The 23,919-nt window shown below is 61.6% G+C and carries 21 protein-coding genes; 5 read left to right on the top strand and 16 right to left on the bottom strand.

What is annotated here, in order from left to right:
* Nucleotides 1-31: 31 nt before the first annotated feature.
* Entirely contained in the window at nt 32-1,264 is a 1,233-nt protein-coding gene (locus tag ACQUTG_RS12115) for an NAD(P)/FAD-dependent oxidoreductase (protein WP_428919647.1), read from the bottom strand.
* Nucleotides 1,265-1,632: 368 nt separating this feature from the next.
* On the opposite strand from ACQUTG_RS12115, the gene ACQUTG_RS12110 reads away from it, so the two are divergent.
* Entirely contained in the window at nt 1,633-2,931 is a 1,299-nt protein-coding gene (locus tag ACQUTG_RS12110) for a nitrate- and nitrite sensing domain-containing protein (protein ID WP_428919646.1), read from the top strand.
* A 9-nt stretch (nt 2,932-2,940) separates the two neighbouring features.
* Here ACQUTG_RS12110 and ACQUTG_RS12105 read toward each other — a convergent pair whose 3' ends face one another.
* Genes ACQUTG_RS12105 through ACQUTG_RS12095 form a run of 3 tightly spaced genes read right to left on the bottom strand, consistent with a single transcriptional unit; the run spans nt 2,941 to nt 6,247 of the window.
* Nucleotides 2,941-3,816, bottom strand: a complete 876-nt coding sequence (locus ACQUTG_RS12105) for an ABC transporter ATP-binding protein (protein ID WP_428919645.1) — start codon at nt 3,814-3,816, stop codon at nt 2,941-2,943.
* A gap of 21 nt (nt 3,817-3,837) precedes the next feature.
* Nucleotides 3,838-4,836, bottom strand: coding sequence for an ABC transporter permease (locus ACQUTG_RS12100; RefSeq protein ID WP_428919644.1), 999 nt, complete (start codon nt 4,834-4,836; stop codon nt 3,838-3,840).
* Between the two features lie 22 nt (nt 4,837-4,858).
* Complete coding sequence (locus tag ACQUTG_RS12095) at nt 4,859-6,247, bottom strand: CmpA/NrtA family ABC transporter substrate-binding protein (RefSeq protein ID WP_428919643.1); 1,389 nt, start codon at nt 6,245-6,247, stop codon at nt 4,859-4,861.
* Between the two features lie 501 nt (nt 6,248-6,748).
* Here ACQUTG_RS12095 and ACQUTG_RS12090 point away from each other — a divergent pair.
* Nucleotides 6,749-9,415 carry a molybdopterin-dependent oxidoreductase gene (locus ACQUTG_RS12090; RefSeq protein WP_428919642.1) on the top strand — a complete coding sequence of 889 codons (2,667 nt, stop codon included), beginning with the start codon at nt 6,749-6,751 and terminating at the stop codon, nt 9,413-9,415.
* Between the two features lie 7 nt (nt 9,416-9,422).
* On the opposite strand, the gene ACQUTG_RS12085 is transcribed toward ACQUTG_RS12090, so the two are convergent.
* The 6 genes from ACQUTG_RS12085 to ACQUTG_RS12060 form a co-directional block, all read right to left on the bottom strand.
* Nucleotides 9,423-10,121, bottom strand: a complete 699-nt coding sequence (locus tag ACQUTG_RS12085; protein WP_428919641.1) for a hypothetical protein — start codon at nt 10,119-10,121, stop codon at nt 9,423-9,425.
* 106 nt (nt 10,122-10,227) lie between these two features.
* Complete coding sequence (locus ACQUTG_RS12080) at nt 10,228-10,746, bottom strand: Hcp family type VI secretion system effector (RefSeq protein WP_239038042.1); 519 nt, start codon at nt 10,744-10,746, stop codon at nt 10,228-10,230.
* A gap of 225 nt (nt 10,747-10,971) precedes the next feature.
* A complete protein-coding gene (locus ACQUTG_RS12075) occupies nt 10,972-11,769 on the bottom strand; it encodes an energy transducer TonB (protein ID WP_428919640.1) in 798 nt (265 codons plus the stop codon).
* Nucleotides 11,766-12,176: an ExbD/TolR family protein gene (locus ACQUTG_RS12070; RefSeq protein WP_428919639.1), complete on the bottom strand. Its 411-nt coding sequence runs from the start codon at nt 12,174-12,176 to the stop codon at nt 11,766-11,768. Before ACQUTG_RS12070 ends, ACQUTG_RS12075 begins: the two co-directional genes overlap by 4 nt.
* Nucleotides 12,173-12,568: an ExbD/TolR family protein gene (locus ACQUTG_RS12065; RefSeq protein ID WP_428919638.1), complete on the bottom strand. Its 396-nt coding sequence runs from the start codon at nt 12,566-12,568 to the stop codon at nt 12,173-12,175. Before ACQUTG_RS12065 ends, ACQUTG_RS12070 begins: the two co-directional genes overlap by 4 nt.
* Nucleotides 12,555-13,349 (bottom strand): MotA/TolQ/ExbB proton channel family protein, encoded by a 795-nt coding sequence (locus ACQUTG_RS12060; protein ID WP_428919637.1) that lies wholly within the window; start codon nt 13,347-13,349, stop codon nt 12,555-12,557. Before ACQUTG_RS12060 ends, ACQUTG_RS12065 begins: the two co-directional genes overlap by 14 nt.
* Before the next feature lie 199 nt (nt 13,350-13,548).
* On the opposite strand from ACQUTG_RS12060, the gene ACQUTG_RS12055 reads away from it, so the two are divergent.
* Nucleotides 13,549-15,513, top strand: a complete 1,965-nt coding sequence (locus ACQUTG_RS12055) for a diguanylate cyclase domain-containing protein (RefSeq protein WP_428919636.1) — start codon at nt 13,549-13,551, stop codon at nt 15,511-15,513.
* Here ACQUTG_RS12055 and ACQUTG_RS12050 read toward each other — a convergent pair.
* Nucleotides 15,510-16,286 (bottom strand): sulfite exporter TauE/SafE family protein, encoded by a 777-nt coding sequence (locus ACQUTG_RS12050; protein WP_428919635.1) that lies wholly within the window; start codon nt 16,284-16,286, stop codon nt 15,510-15,512. The genes ACQUTG_RS12055 and ACQUTG_RS12050 overlap by 4 nt on opposite strands.
* On the bottom strand, nt 16,277-17,404 hold the full coding sequence (locus ACQUTG_RS12045) for a hypothetical protein (RefSeq protein WP_428919634.1): 1,128 nt from the start codon (nt 17,402-17,404) through the stop codon (nt 16,277-16,279). Before ACQUTG_RS12045 ends, ACQUTG_RS12050 begins: the two co-directional genes overlap by 10 nt.
* 52 nt (nt 17,405-17,456) lie before the next feature.
* Between ACQUTG_RS12045 and ACQUTG_RS12040 the strand changes: the two genes are divergently transcribed.
* Both ACQUTG_RS12040 and ACQUTG_RS12035 read left to right on the top strand, forming a co-directional pair.
* Nucleotides 17,457-18,944 (top strand): amidase, encoded by a 1,488-nt coding sequence (locus tag ACQUTG_RS12040; RefSeq protein WP_428919633.1) that lies wholly within the window; start codon nt 17,457-17,459, stop codon nt 18,942-18,944.
* 122 nt (nt 18,945-19,066) lie between these two features.
* On the top strand, nt 19,067-19,672 hold the full coding sequence (locus ACQUTG_RS12035; RefSeq protein WP_428919632.1) for a hypothetical protein: 606 nt from the start codon (nt 19,067-19,069) through the stop codon (nt 19,670-19,672).
* 43 nt (nt 19,673-19,715) lie between these two features.
* On the opposite strand, the gene ACQUTG_RS12030 is transcribed toward ACQUTG_RS12035, so the two are convergent.
* The 4 genes from ACQUTG_RS12030 to ACQUTG_RS12015 all read right to left on the bottom strand — a co-directional run bounded on the left by ACQUTG_RS12030 (nt 19,716) and on the right by ACQUTG_RS12015 (nt 23,753).
* On the bottom strand, nt 19,716-20,828 hold the full coding sequence (locus tag ACQUTG_RS12030; RefSeq protein ID WP_428919631.1) for a HupE/UreJ family protein: 1,113 nt from the start codon (nt 20,826-20,828) through the stop codon (nt 19,716-19,718).
* On the bottom strand, nt 20,825-21,856 hold the full coding sequence (locus ACQUTG_RS12025) for a tetratricopeptide repeat protein (protein WP_428919630.1): 1,032 nt from the start codon (nt 21,854-21,856) through the stop codon (nt 20,825-20,827). Before ACQUTG_RS12025 ends, ACQUTG_RS12030 begins: the two co-directional genes overlap by 4 nt.
* 169 nt (nt 21,857-22,025) lie before the next feature.
* Complete coding sequence (locus ACQUTG_RS12020; RefSeq protein ID WP_428919629.1) at nt 22,026-22,256, bottom strand: hypothetical protein; 231 nt, start codon at nt 22,254-22,256, stop codon at nt 22,026-22,028.
* A 12-nt stretch (nt 22,257-22,268) separates the two neighbouring features.
* A complete protein-coding gene (locus tag ACQUTG_RS12015; protein ID WP_428919628.1) occupies nt 22,269-23,753 on the bottom strand; it encodes a DUF4331 domain-containing protein in 1,485 nt (494 codons plus the stop codon).
* Between the last annotated feature and the right edge of the window lie 166 nt (nt 23,754-23,919).

The following is a 23,919-nucleotide window of genomic DNA, read 5'->3' as shown; positions in this document are numbered from 1 at the left end:
GTGTCGTCCTCTCTCATGGGGCGCGCGGGCGTCAGGCCGCGGCCTCGCAAAACTGTTGCCCGAAGGGCAGCTGGCTCCGGAAGCGGGCAATGTTGTCGGCGGTGACAATCCGCTCGTGGTACCAGAGGCCATCGGCGGTGTTGCCAATCAGGATGGCGCCGACCAGCCGGTCGCAGCGGATCAGCAGGTGGCAGTAATGACCGGTGTCCATGTCCCGCCAGATCAGGGAGTCGGTGGTGTCATCGGCGGTATGCTGGCCACAGGAAAACAGGGGCAGTCCGCTGATCTTGAGGCGGGTCGGGGTGGCGGTCGGCTGGTAACGGACTGACCCGCTTTCACTGGTCAGTATCCGGGCCAGGGCCTGTGCCTGCTGGAACCCTGGCTCCACCAGTCCGAAGGTGTGGTCGCCAAGCTGACAGCACTCGCCCAGGGCATGAATGTCGGGATCGCTGGTCTGTAACTGTGAGTTGACGAGGATGCCCCGAGCACAGTTCAGACCGCTTGCCTCGGCCAGTTCCCGGTTGGGCGTGATACCGGTAGCGACGACGACGAGGTCGGTACTTATCAGGGTCTCGTCCGTCAGCTGGACTGCTCGAACCGCATCACGGCCCAGAAAACGCATTGGAGAGGCGCCGGTGAGAATGTTCAGGCCGCGTCGGGTAAGCCTGTCGGCGAGTATCTGCCCGCCGGTCGGGTCCAGTTGTCGATTGAGCAGGTGCCCGCCCCGGTGCAGCACGGTGACGTCCATACCCCGTTGGCGAAGGCCCTCGGCTGCCTCAAGCCCGAGAAAGCCGCCGCCTACAACAACGGCCCGGCGATATTGCCGGCTGAGCTCGACCAGCGTACGGGTGTCCTGCAAATCCCGGAAGCCGAATACGCCGGGCAGTTGCTCGCCCGGAAGCCCGAGCTTGCTGGGGCGGGATCCGGTGGCCAGCACCAGGGAGTCGTATTGCTGAACCCGGCCGGCGGCGGTGGTGACGGTGTGGGCGTGCCGGTCAATGGCGACCACCGGTTCCCGGTCGTGAACCTGAATGCCGTGGTCCCTGAACCATTGCGCCGGTTTCAGGGTAAGAGTTTCCTCTGTGGTGTCACCGGCAAGCAGGGCCGACAGCTGGATGCGGTTGTAGGCCGGAACCGGCTCGCCGTTGAAAACAACGATGTTCCGGTATCGCCGGTCGTCCCGGTTGACCATTTCCTCGAGAAACCGCTGTGCCACCATGCCGTGGCCGCACACCACCAGAGTGTTCTTCGGGGTCCGGGTCATGGCTCTGTCTCCGTGTTCTCTTTTGCCCAACAAAAAAAGCCGGAGCCTCGCGTCCCAAGAGGGATTTGAGGGTCCGGCGCCAATGCCAACAACAATGATCTGATGGTCCGGCCGAATCCTTGGCCGGGACGTTCGTCCTTAGATTCTAGCTAAAGCGATCTTCGTGCCAATTTCCTATTCCCTTTAAAAACATGAGGTTGTGGGTGTGTGGCCGGGTGAGGGCTATTGGCAGTCGCCAATTGTTGCCCTTTGGTGGGGCGCGTTGCACGAGATTGAGGCCAGGCAGGACCGCAATGGCGTGGTAATTGCTGGGTTTATGGGAGACAGCCTGAAAATGCGGCGCCGTTGGTGCTGCCCGGAGTAGAGTCATGAACACGAAACGCCATCAGAAAACGCCTGCTGCGCCTTCCGCTGCGGATTACCTGATCGCCTCCAAGCAATGTGAATTGAGGCATCTGCAGCATTTCCTGCAGCTGGGCAAGCTGATCCAGAGTATCTCCAACCTCGTCCACGGACTGCAGCAGGAACGGGGAGCCTCCAACATGTTCCTCGGCTCCGGAGGGGAAAATTTCGGCACCGAGCGAAAGGCGATGGTCAAGGAAGCCGAACGGCTGCGTGTTACGTTCAATCAGGCACTGGCGGAGGTGCATGACTCCCTGACCGCGCACCCGGTCAGCACCCAGCTTCTCAACCATGTTGCCAGTGCCGTACACGGTCTGGAGGACCTGTTGGCATTACGTCGGCAGGTTGAGCGCCAGACCCTCACTGCCACCGAGGCGACGGAGGCCTACAGCCGGCTGATCCAGAACCTGATCACGGTGGTCTTCGAAGCGGCGGATACGGCGGTAGACCCGTCCATCGCCGGCCTGCTCGTGGCCATGGTGCACCTGATGAATGGCAAGGAGTTCTGTGGCCAGGAGCGGGCTGTGGGCTCTGCCGGGTTTTCCAGTGGCCACTTTGATGCTGCACGTTCCCGGCGCATGATGCACCTTGTTGAAGCGCAGGAACGGTGTTTCGAGGTGTTTGTCAGCTTTTCCGATGCGGATTCGCGGGAGCTCTGGTACCGCGTCCGCGCCCATTCGCGGGAAGCGGAAATCGAGCAGTTACGGCGATATGGCTGTTCAGTCGGCCCCTACAAGACCCTTGACCCTGAGCTGGCGAAACAATGGTTCCAGCTGATGACCGAGCGGATGGACGAACTCAAGAAAGTCGAGGACGCCGTGGAAGGCTGTTTCCATGCCCGCTGTGTTGACCGGTTTGGTGAGGCCCGCAACTCGCTGGCCCATCAGGAAACATTGATCGCTTCGTTGGATGACCATGACCAGAGCGCGCAGCCGATGCTGGTGCTGTGTGATTCCGGTAACGAGGTCCCGCCCGGGGAAGCCTGGGGCAATGATGGTGTGGGGCAACAGTTCGGACGCTCGATCTTTGATCTGGTGCAGGAACAGACCCGTCGGCTTCAGCAGATGACCGATGAGCTTCAGAGTGCGAAGGAAGCCCTGGAAGATCGGAAAACCCAGGAGAAAGCGGTACTGCTTTTGATGGAGCACCGGAAGATCAGCAACGACGAAGCCCATCGGGTGCTGCGAAAACTGGCCATGGATCAGGGCAAGAAACTGCCGGAGGTTGCCCGGGCCCTGGTGTCCATGGCGGATGTCCTGAAGTGAAGGTCTGACTCAGGCTCGGGCGGCCTGAGTCAGACGGTCTTTCTCCCCATTGTTACTCCCCCGGGTCTTGGCCAAGGCGGTCCGGGGCGCGATTTTCTCCAGCTTGCGCTGCTTTTCATACAGGAACCTGAGCACTTCCTGGCGGTAATGCACGTAGGTGGGATCATCGGCCAGCGTCACCCGATTCCGCGGTCGCGGCAGTTCGATCCGCAGATCCTCACCCACGGTGGCCGCCGGGCCGTTGGTCATCATGATGATGCGGTCCGACAGCAAGACGGCCTCGTCCACATCGTGGGTAATCATGATCACCGTGTTGTTCAGCTCCTGCTGGATCTCCATCAGCGAATCCTGGAGGTGTGCCCGGGTCAGGGCGTCGAGGGCCCCGAAGGGCTCATCCATCAGCAACACACTCGGTTTCATGGCCAGGGCCCTGGCAATCCCCACCCGCTGCGCCATGCCCCCGGAGATTTCCCCGGGACGTTTGTTGGCGGCGTGGGCCATGTTTACCAGTTCCAGATTGTGATGGATCCAGTCTTTGCGCTCCTGTTTGGCCATGGATTTGCGAAATACCTGCTGGACCGCCAGTTCCACGTTCTCGTAAACCGTCAGCCAGGGCATCAGGGCGTGGTTCTGGAACACCACGGCCCGCTCAGGCCCCGGTGAGTTGACTTCATGCCCATCCAGTACACAGCCACCCTTGGTGGACTGAAGCAGGCCTGCGACGATATTCAGCACGGTCGACTTTCCGCAGCCGGAATGGCCGATCAGGGAGACAAATTCGCCCTTCCGGATTTTCAGGTTGATGTTATCGAGGGCGACAAAGGAGCCCTTCGGGGTATCGAAGGTCATCTCGACGCCGGTAAGTTCCAGATGTGATTTGGTCATTGCGTAACCTCCAGGGTGGTTTTACTCGTTCCAGGCGACTTTCTTCTGGATCAGCAGCATGATGCGGTCGAGCAGGAAGCCGATGAAGCCGATGGTCAGCACCGCGACCATGATCCGGCTCAGGGACTGACTGCTGCCGTTCTGGAACTCGTCCCACACGAATTTCCCGAGTCCCGGGCTCTGGGCGAGCATTTCCGCGGCAATCAGGACCATCCAGGCAATCCCGAGAGACACCCGCAGGCCAGTGAAGATCATTGGCACCGACGAGGGCAGCACGACCTTGCGGACATGGGTCCAGAAGGACAGACGCAGCACTCGCGAGACGTTCACGAGGTCGGGATTGACGGCCGCCACGCCCACGCTGGTATTGATCAGCGTGGGCCAGAGGCTGCAAAGGGTGACCGTGATCATTGAGGTCAGGAATGATTTCTCGAACATCGGGTCATCACTGACATAGGTGGCGGAAACCACCATGGTCACCAGGGGCAGCCAGGCCAGCGGCGATACCGGTTTGAAAATCTGGATCAACGGATTGACGGCGGCCTGGAAATACCGGTTCAGCCCGAACACGATGCCCAGAGGCACGGCAATCACGGTGGCCAGGATAAACCCGGCCAGAACGGTCCCGAGACTGGTCACGATCTGGTCCAGGAACGTCGGGGCGCCCGGGTAGGGCCGGATCCGGACCTCGGCGTCCGGGTTGTCCGCCAGGATGCGCTCGTTGCGCGCTTCCTGCATGGCAGTGAACTTGTCCGCCTTTGCCCGCTGAGCGGTATGCTCCTGCCAGAGCTGGCCGCCCTGCTCCCAGACCTGAGCCGGCCCCGGAAAACTGCCCAGTGAGGTGTGCACCTGGGGTGCGGCGAGGTGCCAGAAACCCAGGAAGAGCAGGATGCCGATCATGGGCAGCAGCAGCTGTCGTCCGGTGGCCAGCAGGGCTGGCCTGCTGAGCCGTTCCGCCAGGGCTTTCAGCCACGCCGGTGTCGACGGCGTGGTGGGATTGGATGTGGTCAGGGTACTCATCTTTCCTCCTCGGGTCTGCGGCTCAGGGGGTATCCGAACCTTTCAGGCCGATCTCAAAACTGTCGATGTAGGCGTTCGGCTGGCGGGGTGTAAAGGGCACGCCGTCGATCAGCCCGCCCTGCTCCGGGCGCTCAAAGTTCTCTTGACTGAAGTCCGGGAAATCCGATGCCTGCATCAGACCCTCGTCGATCAGGGATTGCGCGGCTTTGGCGTAGATATCACCCCGGTACACCTTCGCCGCGGTTTCCATGTACCAGTCATCGGATCTGGCCTCCGGAATCTGGCCCCAGCGGCGCATCTGGGACAGGTACCAGATGGCGTCAGAGGGATACGGATAGGTGGCGTGGTGGCGGAAGAACACGTTGAAGTCCGGCACCTTGCGCACATCGCCTTTCTCATACTCGAAGGTGCCCGTCATGGAGTTGGCAATCACTTCAGCATCGGCACCGACATAACTGGGCTGGGCCAGCATTTCCACTGCTGCCTCACGGTTGGCGTTGTTGTTCTCATCCAGCCAGTGCGCGGCGCGGATCAGGGCACGCAACAGGCGAAGGTGGGTGTTCGGATTCTGCTCCGCCCAGCTTTCGGTGACACCAAAGACCTTTTCCGGGTTGTTGGGCCAGATCTCGTAGTCGGTAATGACCGGGACACCAATACCCTTGAAAACAGCCTGTTGGTTCCAGGGCTCACCCACGCAGTAACCCTGGATGGTGCCGGCTTCCATGGTGGCGGGCATTTGCGGCGGCGGCGTCACCGACAGGTGCACGTCGGCCTTGAGAGTACCGCTGGTGTCCCCCCGCTGGGGGGCATAGAAGCCGGGGTTCAGCCCGCCGGCGGCAAGCCAGTAACGAAGCTCGTAGTTGTGGGTGGAAACCGGGAACACCATGCCCATGCGGAACCGCTCGCCCTTGGCGAGGGACGCCTCAACCACCGGCTTCAGGGTGCCGGCGCTGATCGGGTGTACCGGCTTGCCGTCCTCGCTGGGGATCTGTGGCCGCATCTGTTCCCAGACATCGTTGGAAACGGTAATGCCATTACCGTTCAGGTCCATGCTGAAGGCGGTAATGATGTTGGCCTGGGTGCCATAGCCGATGGTGGCCCCCAGGGGCTGGCCGGCCAGCATGTGGGCACCGTCCAGCTCTCCGGTGATGACCCGGTCCAGGAGCACCTTCCAGTTGGCCTGGGCTTCGAGTTCCACGAACAGGCCTTCGTCCATGAAGAAACCCCGCTCCCAGGCGACCGCCAGGGGCGCCATGTCGGTGAGCTTGATAAAACCCAGCTTCAGGTCCGGTTTTTCCGCCGGCCCGATGTCGGCCCGGGCGGTACTGGCGCCAGCCAGCAGGGCGACCACGATGGCTGCCATAAGAAGCAGGAACAGGTCCCGGGTGATGTGCACTAGTGGAGTCTTCATAATTGCTTGCCTCGCCACTTTCCTTTAACGCAAAAAAAAGCGCCCGCCTCCCTTTGTCGGGAAGCAGGCGCCGATGCCTGATGTAGATCGTCAAATTTGAGAGATGTTCAGTATGGGTGTTGCACAGCCCGTGCCAGTCTAGGAAATCTATTTAAAACAGAAGGTTGGTGCGTTGGCTTGCGCTGGCAGGGTTCGGCGACCTGTACTGGCGCGATTCGTTTTAGTGCGCGTTGGCGATAATTTGCACCATTGTGTGCCCCTCACGTGAGCGCCCGGAGGCGGTTTTTGCCGCCTGTTTTCGAGCGTGGGTCCGACGAGGGCCATGTACGGCCTGATTTTTCCCGGGTTTGACGGATGGGCTGATTGGCTGGCCCTTTATTTGCAGCGTTCCCGTTATTGTTGACAGAAAACTGATTGCAGGCGACGAAGCCCGCCGGTCCGAACCTCCAGCAGGTGCACGGACCGGTGGGCTTTTTTTGTCCCATGAAAAGAGGAACCGCTGTGAAACCCACACCTGACACGATCGCGGTCGACACCACCTGCCCCTACTGTGGCGTCGGCTGCGGTGTGAAAGCCCGTCCTGCCATGGTGGAGGGCGATTCGTCTCATCCCGCCAATTCCGGTCGCTTGTGTGTAAAGGGGGCGGCTTTGCACGAAACCCTGGTGCCTGCCGGCCGGTTACTGGCACCCCGGGTGAAAGGCCGGGAGGTCGACTGGACAGGGGCCGCGGGTACCGTGGCCGGTGCGATTCGGGACGCGGTTGACAGGTACGGCCCCGGCTCGGTCGGATTTTATTTGTCCGGCCAGTTGCTGACCGAGGACTATTACATCGCCAACAAGCTGGCAAAGGGCTTTATTGGGACCCCCCATGTGGATACCAACTCCCGGCTTTGCATGTCCTCGGCGGTGGCGGCCCATAAGAGGGCCTTCGGGGAGGACTGTGTGCCCGGGTGTTATGAGGACCTGGAGCTGGCGGATTTGTTGGTACTCGCCGGAAGTAACGCCGCCTGGGCGCACCCGGTGCTGTATCAGCGGATGAAAGCCGCCTCCCGTACCGGCCGCAAGGTCGTGGTGATTGACCCGAGGAAAACGGCGACGACCGAGCTGGCGGACCTTCACCTGGCCCTGAAGCCGGGCACCGACACTACCCTGTTCAACGGCTTGCTGGCCTGGCTGGCCGACCAGGGCAGGCTCGACCGCGACTATCTCGACAACCACTGCCGGGGATTTGAGGAAGCACTGGCCAGCGCCCGCAGGGCCGGGCACTCCGTAGCGGTCGTCGCACGACAATGCGACCTCGCGCCCGCCGATGTGGAGTGCTTTTTCCGATGGTTCGCCGAAACACCCCGTACGGTGACGGCCTTTTCCCAGGGCATCAACCAGTCTGTGGCCGGGACCGACAAGGGCAATAGCATCATCAATTGCCACCTCGCCACGGGCCGCGTGGGGCTGCCCGGTGCCGGTCCTTTTTCCCTGACCGGGCAACCGAATGCCATGGGCGGCCGGGAAGTGGGCGGCCTGGCCAATACCCTGGCATGTCATCTGGACTACGACAGTCCCGGAGCCCGGGAGTTGGTGGCGGGCTTCTGGGGCACCGACCGCCTTCCCGAACAACCTGGCCTGAAGGCGGTTGATCTGTTCGATGCGGTGCACCAGGGCGAGATCCGGGTGCTCTGGATCATGGGGACGAACCCCGCTGTCAGCCTGCCGCAGAGTGACCGGATCCGGGAAGCGCTGGCCCGATGTCCCACGGTCATTGTGTCTGATTGCGTGGCCGATACCGACACTACCGCCTTCGCCGATATCCTGCTGCCCGCGGCGGGATGGGGAGAAAAGGACGGTACGGTGACCAATTCCGAACGGCGGATTTCGCGACAGCGAAAATTCCTGCCATTGCCGGGCGATGTGCGGCCGGATTGGTGGATCATGTCTGAGGTCGCTGGTGCGCTTGGCTACGGTCCGGCATTCCGGTACGAGGGGCCAATGGATATCTTTCGGGAACACGCCGCGCTTTCCGGCATCGCGGGACGATGCTTCAATATCGCACCGCTGGCCTCCCTGGACCGGGAACAGTATGACCGGCTGGAGCCCGTTCAATGGCCCGTTGTTGTCGATGAGGACGGTAGCCTGCGGGGAACCCGGCGTCTGTTTTCCGATGGCGCATACGCCACCACCGATAGCAAGGCCCGCCTGGTACCTGTTGAAACGGTTGCCCCTGTCCAGTCCCCCACAAACGACTATCCCCTGATCGTCAATACCGGCAGGGTCAGGGACCAGTGGCATACCATGACCCGTACTGCCCTGGCTCCGAGGTTATTGGCGCACCGGACGGAACCCTTTATCGAGGTGCATCCGGAGGAAGCGGAGCGTCGGGGAGTCCTGGCTGGTGGCCTGGGTATTCTGTCCGGGCCGGACGGGGGTGCGTACGTGGGACGGATTCGCGTGACCCCGGCAATGCGGGCGGGCGAGGTTTTCATCCCGATTCACTGGAACCGGCGCTTTACCCCGGAGGGTCTGGCCAGCTCCCTGATCCGTCGGGTCACGGATCCGGTGTCGGGGCAACCAGAGAGCAAACATGGCATTGCCCGGCTGGAACCTCTGGAAACCATTTGGCAGGCGCGTCTGATGCGCCGTAGTGAGGTGCCCGGGACCGGAATGCCCGGTCAGTACCGGGTAAGACAGCCGCTGGCCAATAGCCAGCTCTGGTCGCTCGCCGGTAATGGCAAGGAAACGTGGGCGACCATCGTGGCTGATTTGCTGGGTGGACCGCCGCAGCTGCTGATGGCGGACCCCGCGGAAGGGCGGTTTCGGGCTGCCCGCTTGTGCGAGGGTCGCCTGGAAGGGGTCCTGATGGTGGATTCGAATGGGGCAAATCTCCCGGATACCGACTGGCTGGACAGCATGTTCGCCCTGGCAGGACTCGACGAGTCGGAACGGCGCTCGTTACTGGCCGGTCGTGCGTTCGATGGCGACGATGCCGGCGCCCTGGTGTGCAGCTGCTTTCAGGTGGGCGAAAAACGGATTTGTCAGGCCATTGCCGACGGTGCGGGTGATGTCGAAACCCTGGGACAGAAACTCAGATGCGGAACCAGCTGTGGCTCCTGCTTGCCCGAGCTGAAGGCGTTGCTGGCGGCGGTTGACACGAACCGGCCCGTGGCGCAGGTCTAGGCCGCCCTTAGCCGGCCTTGTGCAACATGGACAGCGGCACCCGGTAACGGGTGCCCCGGGCGAGTCCTGTGCCCCGTACTGTGCAGGTTTTCCGGTTTACCCGGATGATCTCGCCGTGTTTTTGCCGACGGCCTTCACCAAAACTGACCTTTTCCCCTACCTGCCATTGCCGCACCTGATGGAGGCTGTCGGGCAGCTCGAAGGGCGCGGCCCGAAGCTCAAGGCCTCGGGTACGAGCCTGTTCGGCAAGAAAGTGCCGGGTAGCGGCCGCGCCCCCGCTCTCGTGCAACTGGTCGAGAATCTCGTAGAAATGCCGGTTGTGGACCGACCCGTAGGAACGCTGGCCGGCGCTGTACTGGAGCAGGTGGGAAAACTCATGGCAGCAGGTGTGGGCCAGCAGGTTCAGGGTGCTCAGCTCGCCGTCGAAATAACCCCGTCCCCGGATTTCCCGGGTGGACAGCCATCCCTCGGCCGTCTCTGGCTGCAATTTGGCGGCGATCATGCGCAGCCCGTAGTTGATCAGGTGCTGCTTCTTCCGGGGATCGTAGCGATGGTAGGTGGCCTGCCCGGAGCCGACCCGGCAACGCAGGGCACCCCCGGTAGACTGTGAGCTCAGCCAGTGAGCAGCAGGCTGCCACAGGATATCCCGGGTGGCCTCGCACATGAGGTGGCCGATCTGGTGTAGGGCAGAAGATGAGTCGCGCATGATGAACCTGTTGTGCAGGAGATCATCTTAACGGCGCCCGCCGGGCAGCACAAATGAAAACGGCCGGCCCCTGGGCCAGCCGTTTCCCTGGATCGGACCTTTGGTATCAGGCCTCGATGGGCGAGCGCCAGTCATCGGCACCGGAGGTGCCGGCAACGGCGTGTTCCCAGGTCACCTTGCGGTAGGCCAGGGACACTTCCACCAGTTGGGTGAATTCGGCCTTGGCCGGATCCTGGCAGTGGGGCATGTTGCAGTCGATGTTGATGACTGTGGCATCCTCCAGGATGGTGGAGAAGAAATGCTCCTGCTTGCCTTCAACGGAAGTGCGGTACCACTTGAGCTCCACCTTCGGCAGCATCTCGCCGGAAGCGAGAGCGTTGTACATCAGCGGCGTGGCCTTGTTCAGGGCCGCGGTGAAGCGGAACGGTTTGTGCACCCGCTGGCCGGACGGCTGACCGGACTGGGGGTCGGTCGGCACAGTGACGACGTGGCTGAATTCCTGAACCAGGACCTCGTCTTCGTGGCCTTCCACGTAGATGTTACCGACAGAATCGGAGGTGAATGCGCCGGCGGTGATGTTGCCCTGGGTCTGGCCTTCGATGCTGATATAACAGGGTGTTGGCATGGGTCTGCTCCTTGACTTGATGAATGATTGTCCCTGGGTGCTTCCCTGGACGCCCCTGTCATTAACAAGCCTTGTGCCAGTTTCTGAAATTAAAGTAAAACCAATGAGTTGGGTTTTTCATTCGGGATTCCTTCCGAGGTGCAGGCAACACCGTGCCCGCACCGTGGGCCAGAGTTTGCCATGGCGGCAAGAAATGGCCCGGGACAAGTCTTTAAGGAAAGGACGTCAGCGCAGGCGGAAACGAACCGGCAGTGCATAGCGGAAGCTCTGCCCTTTCATCCGGTCCGGAACTTCGGGCAGGGGCGCCGCCTGCGCCAGCATGTTCAGTGCGGCCTCATCGAGCAGCTCGTGCCCGGAGGAGTTCCTGAGGTCATGGCGGATCAGGGTACCGTCCCGCCGGAACTCGAACACGATCACCGGTGTGCCCTCCTGCCCGAGGCGACGTGCCCGTCTCGGGTAGTCGTAGAAGCGCGCCAGGTGACGACTGAGCTGTGAGAGGTAGCTGTCCACGTCCGAGGACGATCCTGCATTCTGCAGGGCCACCGGCTGCCGCTCACTGGTGCTCTTTTCCGGGGATTCGGCGTTCGCCGCTGCTACCCTGGGTTCGGGCTCGGATTGGGGTTCCGGAACCGGGGTGGCCGGGCTACGCTGCGCTTCAGGCTCAGGCTCAGGCTCAGGCTCAGGCTCAGGCTCAGGCTCAGGCTCAGGCTCAGGCTCAGGCTCAGGCTTGGGCTCAGGCTTGGGCTTGGGCTCAGGCTTGGGCTTGGGCTTGGGTTCCCGCTTTGGTTCGGGGTGCGTTTCAGGTTCCGGTGTCGGTTCCTGGAGGGTATCCGGTTTCGCGGGCTCCGGCGGCGGCTGGCCCGCGAGGCTGATCTGAATGGCCGACGCCGGGTTGATCGCCTCCTCACCCAGGGGTTTGAGGTTGAGGGGCTGCTCCGGAGCGACCCAAACCAGCACTGCCGCCGTCAGCAGGATGGCAATGATCACCAGCCCGGTTTTCTGCAGGGAGCGGGACGCGCTCATGAGTCCGGCTCCGTCAACAGCAGGATGTCGATGTGACCACCACGCTCGAGGATTCGGAACAGGCGTTCCAGTTCGGCCATGGTCACGGATTCGGCTGCGGCCACACGCAAAGGCTGCCCACTGCTCTGTTCCGGCAAGCTTGAAAGCAGGGTCTGTTCATCCACGGTGACGGCGCCGACCAGCCAGCGGCCGCCGTCAGTGACCTTCAGGTCGGCGTCCGGCCTCTCTTCCTGCCCGCTGGCGGCAACGCCCGGCAGATCGGGTAAGGACTCGTTGGCCAGCTGACCCGCGACGATGAAAAACATCAGCAGCAGAAAGACCAGGTTGATGAGAGGTAACAGGGCGTCCTCCACCCGTTCCAGCAGGGATTTGCCGGAGGTGGCCGGAGGCGGAACCAGGTTGGTCATGGTTGTTTCGAATCTGTTCGTTGCCAGTAGGTGGTAATGCCCTGCCCGTCGAGCAGGCTGAGAGTTCGGGTGAAGCTGGAAAGCGCTGTTTGCCCTTCCGTGGTCAGGTTGACTTTGGTGATGTCTCGCCGCGCCAGCACTGCTGCCAGTTCATCCGGTCCGAAGGTCCGATCTTCCCACCGCACCTGCCCGTCACTGACGATTGTCAGTGACGGCACAGGCTCACCGCTCGCACTGTTGCGTTGACTGGTGTCGTTGGCCAGATCCAGGGCGCCCACTGGTAGCAACCGGCTGGTGAGCATGAAAAACACCAGCAGGATGAACACCACGTCGATCAACGGCGTGATGCGGATCGGAATGGGTCGACTGGGCCGTGGGTCAACCAGCTGCATGGGCAAACCGCTGCTTGCCGGTGAAGCCACGACCTTCCCCCTGGTCCTGCAACCAACCGGTTTCGTTGGTATGACTGGTCTGGGGCGCCTTGGCCTCGCTGATACGGGGGTTGTCCGCTACGTTGAGGATGCTCACCAGCGTGCTGTTGATGGTCTTGTGGATACGGCGCAGGCGGAATTCGATCCAGGCCGCCAGTGCAGCAAAGGGAATGGCCACGACCAGGCCCGCGGCGGTAGTGGTAAGCGCCTCGTAAATGCCGCCACTGAGTTGTGCGGCATTCGCCCGGCCTTCGGTGGCGGCCATGGCGCTGAACGCCTCCATCATCCCCATCACCGTACCCAGCAGTCCCAGCAGAGGCGCCAGCGCGGCAATCACTTCGATGATTTTCAGGGGGGCTTCAAAGGGCTCTAGGGCATGCTGTGCGTCTCGCGCGGCGGTTTCCCGGATCTGCTGGCCGTCGACACGCTTCTTGCAGGCTTCGATCGTGTCGGCGATCAGGTGGAGCAAAGGGTTCATCCGCTCCCGGAGTCGGGCCTGGCGGCGAAGGTGCTCCGGGTCAACTGCGGCCGGGTTGTCCTGCCAACGGTGAAGTGTCTGTTTCAGATGCCGGTTCAGTCTTGGTGCGTAAAGTGTGCCTGACAGCATCAGGTAGAAAAACGTCACCACACCCAGCACCGCGAGGGCGAGCAACACCATCATGACCGGACCACCCATATCAATCAGTTGTGCAATCGGACCCTGCAGGAAGGGAAGGCTGGCTACATTGGCAGGATCGGACATCAGAATCCCCTCGGTTTTAAAGTTGGATCTAAATAATAACGATTATCAGTAAAGTTTCAAGCGTGTTAAATCTTGTGGACTGGCCTGTGTTGGTCTTTTGCAGGGGGTTGTCAGCTCGCTAAACTGGCTGTTGACGGAATTCTGTTCAACGGGAGAGATCTATTGCACCCTTGACACTCAACTATGGAGTTGGCCTGACGTGTTGATCCAGCGGTGGTTCGGAAGCCTGGTGAACCGGGCGGTGGCCCTGGTGACCATTGTTGTCCTGGTGACTGCGCTGATTGTGACCGGCGCCGGTTCGTTGCTGAGCCGGACCGAGCTGGAGCAGCAGGCCCGCAATCAGGTGGCCACCATCGCCGAACTGGTATCGCTGGAGCTGGACGACAAGCTCGGACGACGGCTGGAGATACTGAGCCAGGTGGCCGTCAGCCTGACCATGAGTGAAACGGCGCTACGTGGGCGTGCCCGGGTGATCGTGCAGCAACAGGTGGCATTGCATCATGAGTTTGACGGTCTTTACCTCATCGACGCCGAGGGGCAGGTGCTGGCAGAGTCTCCGGAAGCCTATGAGCAGGCCGGGCTGAACGTCAGCCACAGGGAGTATTTCACGCGGGTTGCCAGCCAGCTGACCCCGGTCATCAGTGAGCCCTACGTTTCCAACTACCAGAACCACCCGGCGGTGATGATTGCGGCCCCCGTGTTCAATCACGAAGGCCGGTTTGTTGGAGTACTGGGTGGCGCCATTCTCCTTGAAGGCGATAACTTCATGGAGGAATTTACCGACCTCGCGATTGGAGAAACCGGTTATCTCAAGCTGGTCAGCCGTCGCGGCACGATTATCACCCACGGCGCAACAGGCGAAGTGATGGTGCCAGTGGGTCAGGAGAATACCGTGATGACCAGAGCCTTGGCGGGTTTCGAGGGGACTGCACAAAGCCGGAGTAGTATCGGTCAAGACAGCATTATGTCGGTCCAGCAAATGGTCCAGGTGCCCTGGTTTGTGGTTGCGGTCTGGCCAAAACGCGAGGCTTATGCACCCATCACTCGCGTGAGCGATAACTTCATCTGGATTCTGTTTGCCGTCATTTTGCTTGTAGCGCCTTTGGCTTTATGGCGGTTCCGGCGTCTGATGGCCCCTCTGCAGACCCTGAGTGAACAGATCCAGGAAAGTTATCGCGGTACCCGGAGAACCCCCGTGGACGTGGCCGGTGGCCGGGAAATCCGCCGGGTTGCCGAGGTCTTCAATACCGTGACGGAAACGCTGCACCAGGAGCAGCAGCGGGCAGAGAGCATCCTGGGTGTCCTCCAGGAAGGGGTGCTGATGCTCGACGCGGACGGTTTGATCCGCTTTGCCAATGGGGCGGCCTGCCGGTTTGTCGGGGCCGACGACGACTGCCTGGGCCAGAATTTTTTCGAAATGGTGACCATCGAGGCGGACGGCAAGCCCTGGCATCGTAACGATTTTCTCAAGGGCGATGACATCGACAGTCTGTACGCTACTTTGCGGAATCGCCGGGAAGTCGAGTTTGACATCGACCTCACCCTGCTCCATATCCGTCAGGGCCTGCACAACGAGCAGCTGGTGTTTGTGCTGAGGGACGACACCGAGCGCCGCCGGGAAGAACAGCGGCTGTCCTGGGAAGCAACCCACGACAGCCTGACCCAGTTACTGAATCGCCGTGCCTTCACCGCAACCCTGGTCAAACTGCTGGGCGAGGCTGCTCGGCACGAGAAACCTTCAGTGCTGATGCTGATCGACCTGGATCACTTCAAGCCGGTCAACGATCAGGGCGGTCACTTGCTCGGCGATGACCTGCTCCGTCAGCTGGCGGACCTGTTCAGGGACTCCGTGCGTCACTCGGACACGGTCGCCCGGCTGGGCGGCGATGAGTTTGGCGTGATTCTTCCTTCCTGCGGACTTCCGCCGGCTGAACTACTGGCGGAGAAAATCCGGGCGGGCGTCGAAGCGCTGCGTATCGAGCATGATGGTCGCAGTTTCGGGGTGACGGCATCGATTGGCCTGACCGAACTTACCACCCGGGATAGCGGCCCCCGTGAGGTCATGGCCCGGGCGGATGAGGGCTGTTACGTGGCCAAATCCCGGGGGCGGAATGCCGTGGTGGTGGTTCCTGTTCCTCCGGATCCTGATGAGCCCGGGGGTTAGAGAGGCGCCGACCACCAGCCGGCGGTGATGCCCGCCTGCCAGAGCAGCCGCAGGGCCAGGGCGGTGAGCATGACGTTGAACACCAGGGTGAACCAGCGATTACCCATGGACCGGAGCACATGCAGCCCAAGCCAGGTGCCGGCAAAGCCGAATGCCACCATGGCCAGGATGAATGCCAGCCAGTCTGCAAAAACAAAACCGGCGAAGCCGAACACCAGGGCCTTGGGCAGATGTTGCAGCGTCATGGCCGTGGCGAAGGTGGCGACTGTGGCAAACCGGTCCCGGTGGATCTGCTTGATGAAGGCAGCGACCAGGGGGCCGGTGGCGCCGACGAACAGGCTGATAAAACTGGTCAGCCCGGAGGCCAGGAATACGCCCATGGGCCCGAATGCCGCTCTGGGCAGGGTCGGGCCCCAGCACAGATAGAGCACGAACAGGGCAATGGCCAGTTGCCAAAGGTGTTCCGGCAGGTTCACCAGCAGCCAGGCTCCGATGCCAGCGCCAGCGACAACGCCGGGGGCGAAGGCGGCAATGACTTTCCAGTCGATGTGTTTCCAGGTCAGAACCATGCGACCGGCGTTGGAGCCCAACTGGATCATGCCGTGAACCGGGATGATGGCGGTTGGTGGTAGCCAGCTCGCCATCAGGACCAACAACAGCAGGCCGCCACCAGCGCCCAGGCTGGCGGTTATCATTGAGGTCAGCGTCGAGCAGGCCAGCAGGAACAGGGCAATTCCCGGTGGCAGGACTTCCGGGATCAGGGTCAGTTCCATTGACAGAAGTCCGTTGTCTTGAGTCGCTCGCTGCGGCACAGGGCCTCGGTGGCAAGCTGTACATCGGCCACATAATACAGTGACGCTAGGCCCAGCCGGTCCCGGCCAAGGTTGTGGAAGACGATTCCGAAGGCAATATCGCCCGCGGTGAAACGCTCCTGGTGCTCGGCGAAATAGGCCGCAGGTCGGGCCAGGGTTTCGTCTTCCAGCAGGGCCTGCACCCGGGCCGCACCGCCATGGTAGGCCTGGATCAGCAGCAGCGTGAACAGTCGGTCCTGTTTCTCGTCTGGCAAATGTCCGAATCTTGCGTCGAAGGCGGGGCGCAAGTTCCGGGCATTCTGGTTAGTCAGGCGCAGGGCGCAGTCGATTTGTGCCAGGCGGTGCCAGTAGTTTTCAGGCTTGAGGCCGCAATCGGACAGCGCGCTGGGGGACAGCTGCAGTATGCCCCGGGCATTCGCCGCCGAGTGTGCCCGGGTCTGGCCGCCGCTCTCGATCAGTAGCTGGCCGGCAAGATAGCGGGCCATGGCGGCTGGCAGGTCCAGCCGACCCTGCTGCTGACGGGTGCTGTAAACATAGAGCAAGGCCTCATGCAGAGTGCCGGGCTGGTCATTACTGGCAAAGCTAAGGTCGTCCCAGCGGCCCCAGAGACGGTCTGCTGGCAGGGTGCCCAGGTAACGGGCGAGGGCTTCGGGCAAATTGACGTGTGGCTGGTTACAGGCCAGGGCAAAGGGGTAACCGGTCTGGCCCTCGCTGCCCGCCAGCCAGCTGTCCACCTCGCCCCGCTCATGGAGGGACTGGCGGGTGCTGTTCAGTTTCTTCTGGGTACTGGCTTTGTCGGGGCCATCGGCAATCCAGCCCAGGAACCGGCCGCGCATGTCGAACAGGATGTGGCGGTCAGACTCCGAGCAGTAGGCATTCTCGGCCAGTACCCAGCTGCGGATGGTCTGTACGTTCTGGTAGACCCCCTGGCTGACCCAGTACGGTGAGTTGCGGATAACGCTGGTCCAGCCGTCGTTTTCGCTCCCGTCCTGTGACGCAGCTCCGGTTGCAGAAAAGGCCTGCAGGACCAGGATGAAAAACAGAGCAAGCTGGCGTAAGCTTCCGATTTTCCGGTTCATATCAGTAATACCCGTCACCATTCAGATAACACAATAACAAACGGACGTGATCATGAAGCAATCCGAGTATCTGAAACTTGATGCCACGGCCCTTGCCGACCTGATCGGGCGAGGCGAGATCCGTGCCCGGGATGTCTGCGAAACGGCCATTGAGCGGGCGACCCGGGTCAATGGAACCCTGAATGCCATCTGCCATCCCCAGTTTTCCGAAGCCCTCGAGCAGAAGTTTACCGAATCCGCCCCGTTCAGTGGCGTACCTTTTCTGCTCAAGGACCTGGCGCAGGAGCAGGCGGGCCATCCATGCAGCTACGGCAGTCGTGGGCTGAAAAACAATATCGCGCCGGTGGATTCCGAGTTTACCCGACGCGCAGGTCAGGGTGGTCTGGTCTTCCTCGGGAGAACGACCACTCCGGAGTTTGGTCTGAAGGGCGTTACCGAATCGGAGCTCTGGGGGGCGAGCCGCAACCCCTGGAACCTTGATCTCACCCCGGGCGGTTCCAGTGGTGGCTCCGGTGCCGCCGTAGCTGCAGGCGTGGTGCCGATGGCCGGTGCCAACGACGGTGGTGGCTCCATTCGTATCCCGGCTGCCTACAACGGCCTGTTCGGGCTCAAGCCATCCCGGGGCCGGGTATCCAGCGGGCCGTTCCTGGGCGAGACCTGGACCGGAGCTTCAGTCGATCATGTAGTGACCCGCACCGTTCGCGACAGCGCGGCAATGCTCGATGTACTGGCCGGGCCTGCCCAGGGCGATCCCTTTGTCATTGCGCCTCCGTCCGCACCCTACACGGACCTGATGCAGAAACCACCGGGCCGCCTGCGCATCGGTGTATTCACCGACTCCCCCTACGATACCGAGGTTGCACCGGAATGCATGGCCGCCGTGGAGGAGACCGCCCGAATCCTGGAGAGGATGGGGCATAGTGTTGAGTACGCCCGGCCGGAATTTGATGGGATGGCATTGGCCCGATGCTACCTTGGACTGTATTTCGGCGAGGTGTCGGCCCTGATGGAGCGGGCCCGGGATCAGTTCGGTGCCACCGACGATGACTTCGAACTCGATACCCGGTTGATTGCCATGCTCGGCCGGACCATGCCGTTACCGGAGTATGTCCGCCGGCGCCAGCAGTGGAACGACTTCGCCAGGGCGTTGGGCACCTTCTTCGAGCGTTATGATCTTTACCTGTGTCCGACCACGGGCCAGTTGCCGGCCCGCATTGGCGAACTTGAAACGCCGTCTCATCTTAAATTCGCCGCGAAACTGATGCTGGCGCTGAAGGCGGGCCGACTTGTGCACCGTAGCGGTCAGGTGGATCAGATGGCCCTGGAAAGCCTGGCGCGCACCCCTTTCACCCAGCTTGCCAACCTGACCGGTACCCCGGCCATGTCGGTGCCCCTGCACTGGACGCTGTCGGGACTGCCGGTCGGTGTCCAGTTCGGCGCGGCTCACGGTGGTGAGGACGTGCTGTTCCAGCTGGCGGCGCAGCTCGAAGAGGCCTCGCCCTGGTTCAGTCACTATGAACGGCTGGAAGATGCATTCTGAGGGGTTGTGATCCGGCTCCCGAAACTCCACGTTTATCTTTGTGTGTGGAACAGGCTATGCTGTGAGTCAGGAAGGCATCTTCTTCCTGACCCACCAGATGGCATCGAGGAGGCGAGCGTCTTATGAACCAACCGATGGCAATCGACGAACTGGTATCAGTAGCACAGGCCGAGGCCATGGGGGAGCTTGACGCCCCGATGATGGCAATCGTCCTGTCCAGTGAGCAAAGCTACGACTTGCCCATTAACTCCCTTGAAAGCGATGCCGACAAGGCCCGTTGGGGACTGATTCTCCGTGCTGCACGGGAGCACGTGGAAGCGGACGCCGTGGCGGTGCTTTACCCGGCCTGGACCACCATTCGCCAGAAGAAAACCGAAGAAGGCGAAGCAAACGAAACAACCGAGGCCGCCTCGGATGATGATTCCGGCGGCCCCATCGACACCCTGTTTGTTCAGCTCCACACCCGGGATCATGTCTACTGGCGGGGCTTTGAACAGATCCGGGATCCACGCCACCAGCGCATTATCGGTTTCCGCCGGATCAAGGCGCTGTCCACCGATTACCGGCGGGACGAGGCGCCGTCGGTCACTGCCTGGCTGAATACACTCTTTGAGCCATTGCCGGCCGAGGGTGAGGAAACGGAAGTGGACCGCGAACTGGCGGACCTCCTCGAGGAACCAGAAGTGAGTGCTGCACTATACCCGCGCCAGATGCGCGCCCTGCATTGAAAGCCAACGATGCGGTAGCCGGTGACGGCTACCGCAAGCCATTTCAGATAGAGGCGGCCCGCTCAGCCGCCCATATCAGGCTTGTGCCCACCACTGCCAACAGCATGAACGGCACGATCGCCCGCTGGTAGACCCGCCACTGCGAGAGCAGGTATAAAATCGGAAAGCCCAGCACCAGCAGCCCCAGCTGTCCCAGCTCGACCCCCAGGTTGAATCCCGCCAGTGCCAGTACCAGATCCGACACTCCACTGGTCAGATCCCCCAAGACACTCGCAAAGCCGAAACCGTGTATCAGGCCGAAGGCGAACGCCAGCTTCCAGGTTTTCCGGCCGAGCACGGGCCAGACCACGTTCACTGCCGCGACGGCAATGGACAGCGCGATGATCGTCTCGACCCAGGCGATGGGCAGGGTCATCACGTTAAGGGCCGCCAGTGCCAGCGTGATGGAATGAGCGATGGTAAAGGCGGTGACGATCCCGGTCAGTCGGACGAGGCGGGATTTCAGGGTGGGGTTCCCTGTCTCCCGGGTCGTGAGGCTGACCGGAAGAACGAGAACCAGCAGGAACAGGATGTGATCGAGGCCAATCAACAAATGGACCACCCCTTCCACGAGAAATGCTGCGAAAGTCTGCAGCGGGCGGGAAGATCCGGAGGTCAGTTGCAACGTATTTCGGTCCGGCGACAGCACCGCAAGGGTGGAGCCGGCATCCGAAGTGATCTGGACCAGCCCCCGATGGAGGCTGTCCCGGTCAAATAGCAGCGAATACTGCAGTTGCCCGGGATCATCGCCATCCGGGCAAACAATCCGGTAACGCGCTGCCGCATAGCGGCCGTCACTGTGCCGGCTCAATCCCCAGTCAAGGCCCTGCAGGCGGCAAACACCGGACTCTGCCGATAGCTCAAGCCCGTTTTCCACCGTTCGGGTGATGACCGGGCGCTGGCTGCGCACCTCGCGGCCAGTAATTTGCCGGTCCTGGTTTTGATCCAGCGGCACCAGTAATGCAAGGTCACGCAGGGCGACATCGATCCGCAGCTCTCCGACATTCGAATCCAGATAGATAAAACTGTCACTGGCCTTGTGGGCCAGTGCCGGACTGCTTTGGGTGAGGAATGTCAGAAGCAGCAGCCACGGTGTCCAGAGTCTGAGCGCAATCATGAAGCTGCCTCCGGATAGCGGGCATCGGTTTGCCTGTGCTGCTCCAGCCATTGACGGAGCAACGCTAGCGTATCCCTGTTACCGGCGGCCTGCGCCGCGCGCAGCAGCAACCGGGTATCCATGGGTTCCCGTTGGGATTGCCAGTTGTCCCAGGCGTGTTCCAGAGCCTGTTCGGGACGGGATTCCACGTCCAGCAGAAATCGGGCGTAATCGCGCTGATGCAGCAATGCCCCGCGCCAACGGGCCTCGTTGAACCGCTCCCGAAGTTGCCGGGTAAGGACAACCTGTTCCGGGTGATTGCTTCGGAGCATCGCAATGGCGCGAATGACGGCCAGTGAGTCCACTTGTTCATGGCCCTCAGTGAGTGCCAGTACCTGCTGATAATGTCCCTTCTGCAGGTACCAGTCCGCGAGCTGGGCGCGGGTGTAGAGATCGGAGGGAGAGGCCGACAGGACATGGCGCCAGTGATTCTCTGCCATGTCCCGGCCCAGTTGTGCTGCAATGTCGCCCAGGGTTCCCTCGGCCCAGAGTCGCGCGGTCGGGCGCTCTGTGTCGGCATTCGCCAGGAGTGTTTTGAGTGCCCTGTACGCGGTTTCGGGGTCCCCGGTTCTGGCGGCAACCTGGGCGGAGCAGCTCTCGGCGATAAGCCCCGGGTATTCCTGTGCCAGATGGCGGCACTGCTGTTGCGCCTCGGGGTAGCGCCCCCGGACCGTCTCCAGGTTGGCCAGCGTCAGACGGGCCTGGATCCGGTGTTGGCGGTTCCGGCTCCGCTCCAGCACCATGGTGAGGTCCTCCCTGGCTTGCTCGAATCTGTGCAGGCTCTGGGAGAGCGTGGCGCGGAGTACCAGCAGCCGGTCAGTGAGCGGCGATTCCGGCCACCTCTGGAACAGCCGCTCCGCATAACCGAGGTAACGCGGGTCGCCGGTGCTGCGGGCGTTGCCGATCAGGTTTTGAACCCGGTCGGCAAGGCCGGTTGAGGTCGTCGGGAGCTGTTCGGGTACCGGCGGGGTGTCGGGCAGGGTCGCCAATACAGCGTCGTCCGCGAAATCGCTTTGGATTGGACTCGGCGCTGCCTGCAACGGGTTTGGAGACAACAACACGCCAGCGAGACCGAGCCCAATCCAAAAAGCCCTGCCCCGGAGGGCAGGGAGGAAGGTGGCCGGACACAGGTCAAGCAATGTCCGGCTGCCTTTGGTGTTAACGGAACAGGTCATCGTAGGCCTGCGGATTGTTCTGATCATTGAAGCTGAAGTCGACCGGATTGATGGCCACAGGTGCCTTTACCTTGCCGGTGGCGGCAATCTGGGCCTTCACGAAGGTCGTGAAATCAACCGATGGATTGGGGCGCCCGTTGCTGGAGCCTCCGGAGCATGCGCTCAGGGCGGCTGCCAGTAACCCAACGGTTGCCAATCGGAGCAGAATTCTCATGGCTCGCACCTCTTAATCGTTGGGTGAACCTGCAATCGGCGTTGCCAGGTACGGGAAGACTTCGTAGTCGGCTGGCAGGGTCGACGGGTCGGCTGCCAGCTGGACACCGTCGGTGTAAGCAAGGCCTCCATCCGGCGCGTCTGCAGCATCCGCGAGCACGCCCATGGCAACGCGAAGCGCTATGTCGACAGTGTCATCATAGGGCCGGCGGCCGTTCGGGAAGCCGGCATTATCCCCGCCGAGTACGCCCAGGTCGGATTGGGAGTCCAGTGGCGTCGGGTCAATGGCGGGAGTCAGGCGTAGCATTTCGGAAGCCGTCACGTCGACCGGCATATTGACGCCGGGGACACCGGTCAGGAAGGCAGTGACCAGGTCGTTTCTCGGGAAGTTGTTAGGCGCCTCGACCGGGAAGAGAACTTCGAGCAGTTCCGGCAAGGTCGGATGGGTCACATAGGTCAGGAACTGACCGTCGTCCTTGGGTTCGCTGGCATTGAAACGATCCTTGTCTTTAAGACCGATCACCACCTCGTTCACCAGTGGCATGCCCAACCGGGAAACCTGGGTATAGGCGCCGCCTTCTACGGTCGCCCCCTTGCCATTGGCGGAAGGCGCAGGATTGAGCACGCGGGCCTGACGCACGCTGGCGGTGGTCCAGGCACCGATCACCGGCTGACCGTTGGAGTTCACGGCAGAGCCGGTCAGGCAGTCCGTCGGGACTTCCAGGGCAAAAGAGGTGACGTTCTTGTCGGCCAGATCACCAGGGCCCTCGCCATTGCGTGCTCCGAGCGGGTTGGTATTCACAAGATCAAAGATCTCGCCCAGATTGACCGCGAAGGCCTCTTTGCGCTGGCCGACGAAGACCCTGCCGTTGGTGTTACAGCCCGGAATGTCGACGCCGAACACGTGCTGGTTCGCATAGGCCGCATAGTCGGCGAACGACTTGGCACCGATGTTGTCCAGGGGCTTGGCGAAGGTATCGGTACCGGTGCTCACGTTGGTCGCTGTTTGTACCGTCCCGGTATTCCGGTCACCGGTTACAACCTTCACGCTATACTCCTGGCGGAGTTGAACGTTGGCGTTGTCGGTGGCGTCGCCGATGTTTTTCAGCGGGACAGAGACCATTTCAGTGGCACCTTCGGGCCCGACGGGTAGCTGAATGTCGTTGAGAACGTCCTGGAGTTCAAACCGGAACGTCAGATCTTCAACCGCGTCACCATCGTTATCCACGTGGATCTCGTAGATGGCATCCTCGTCCAGGTCGAAATAATTTGGACCGCCGTAGGCATCCTGCAGGGGCAGATAATTGGCAATAAGGGTCACAAATCCCTCACGGCCGGATTCGTAGCTGCGAAACATGTAAAAATCGGTACCATCGACTTTGGGCACTTCCGTAATGAATGGCGCCTCGCGATGGCTTGAGGCGTGGCTGAGGCCGGCAGACAGCACAGCACTGGCGATAGCAATGGTGAGGCCGGACCGTTTTATTACGTTGTTCATCCCGTTCTCCTCGAATATGGGTTTTTGGGTATTGCACAGGGGGAAACGGGGCGGGTTTGCAGACAGATGCACCATGGAACAAAAAATACCGGTATAGCCTCGATACGCATCCCTGCAGACTGGGGCCGCGTATTACCCGAAGACAACGAGGATAATTAAGGGGTAG

Origin of the sequence: Marinobacter sp. DUT-1, assembly GCF_050379415.1 — a bacterium.
In the GTDB taxonomy this organism is placed as follows: Bacteria; Pseudomonadota; Gammaproteobacteria; order Pseudomonadales; family Oleiphilaceae; genus Marinobacter.
This window is presented reverse-complemented; position numbering and strand designations above follow the sequence as displayed.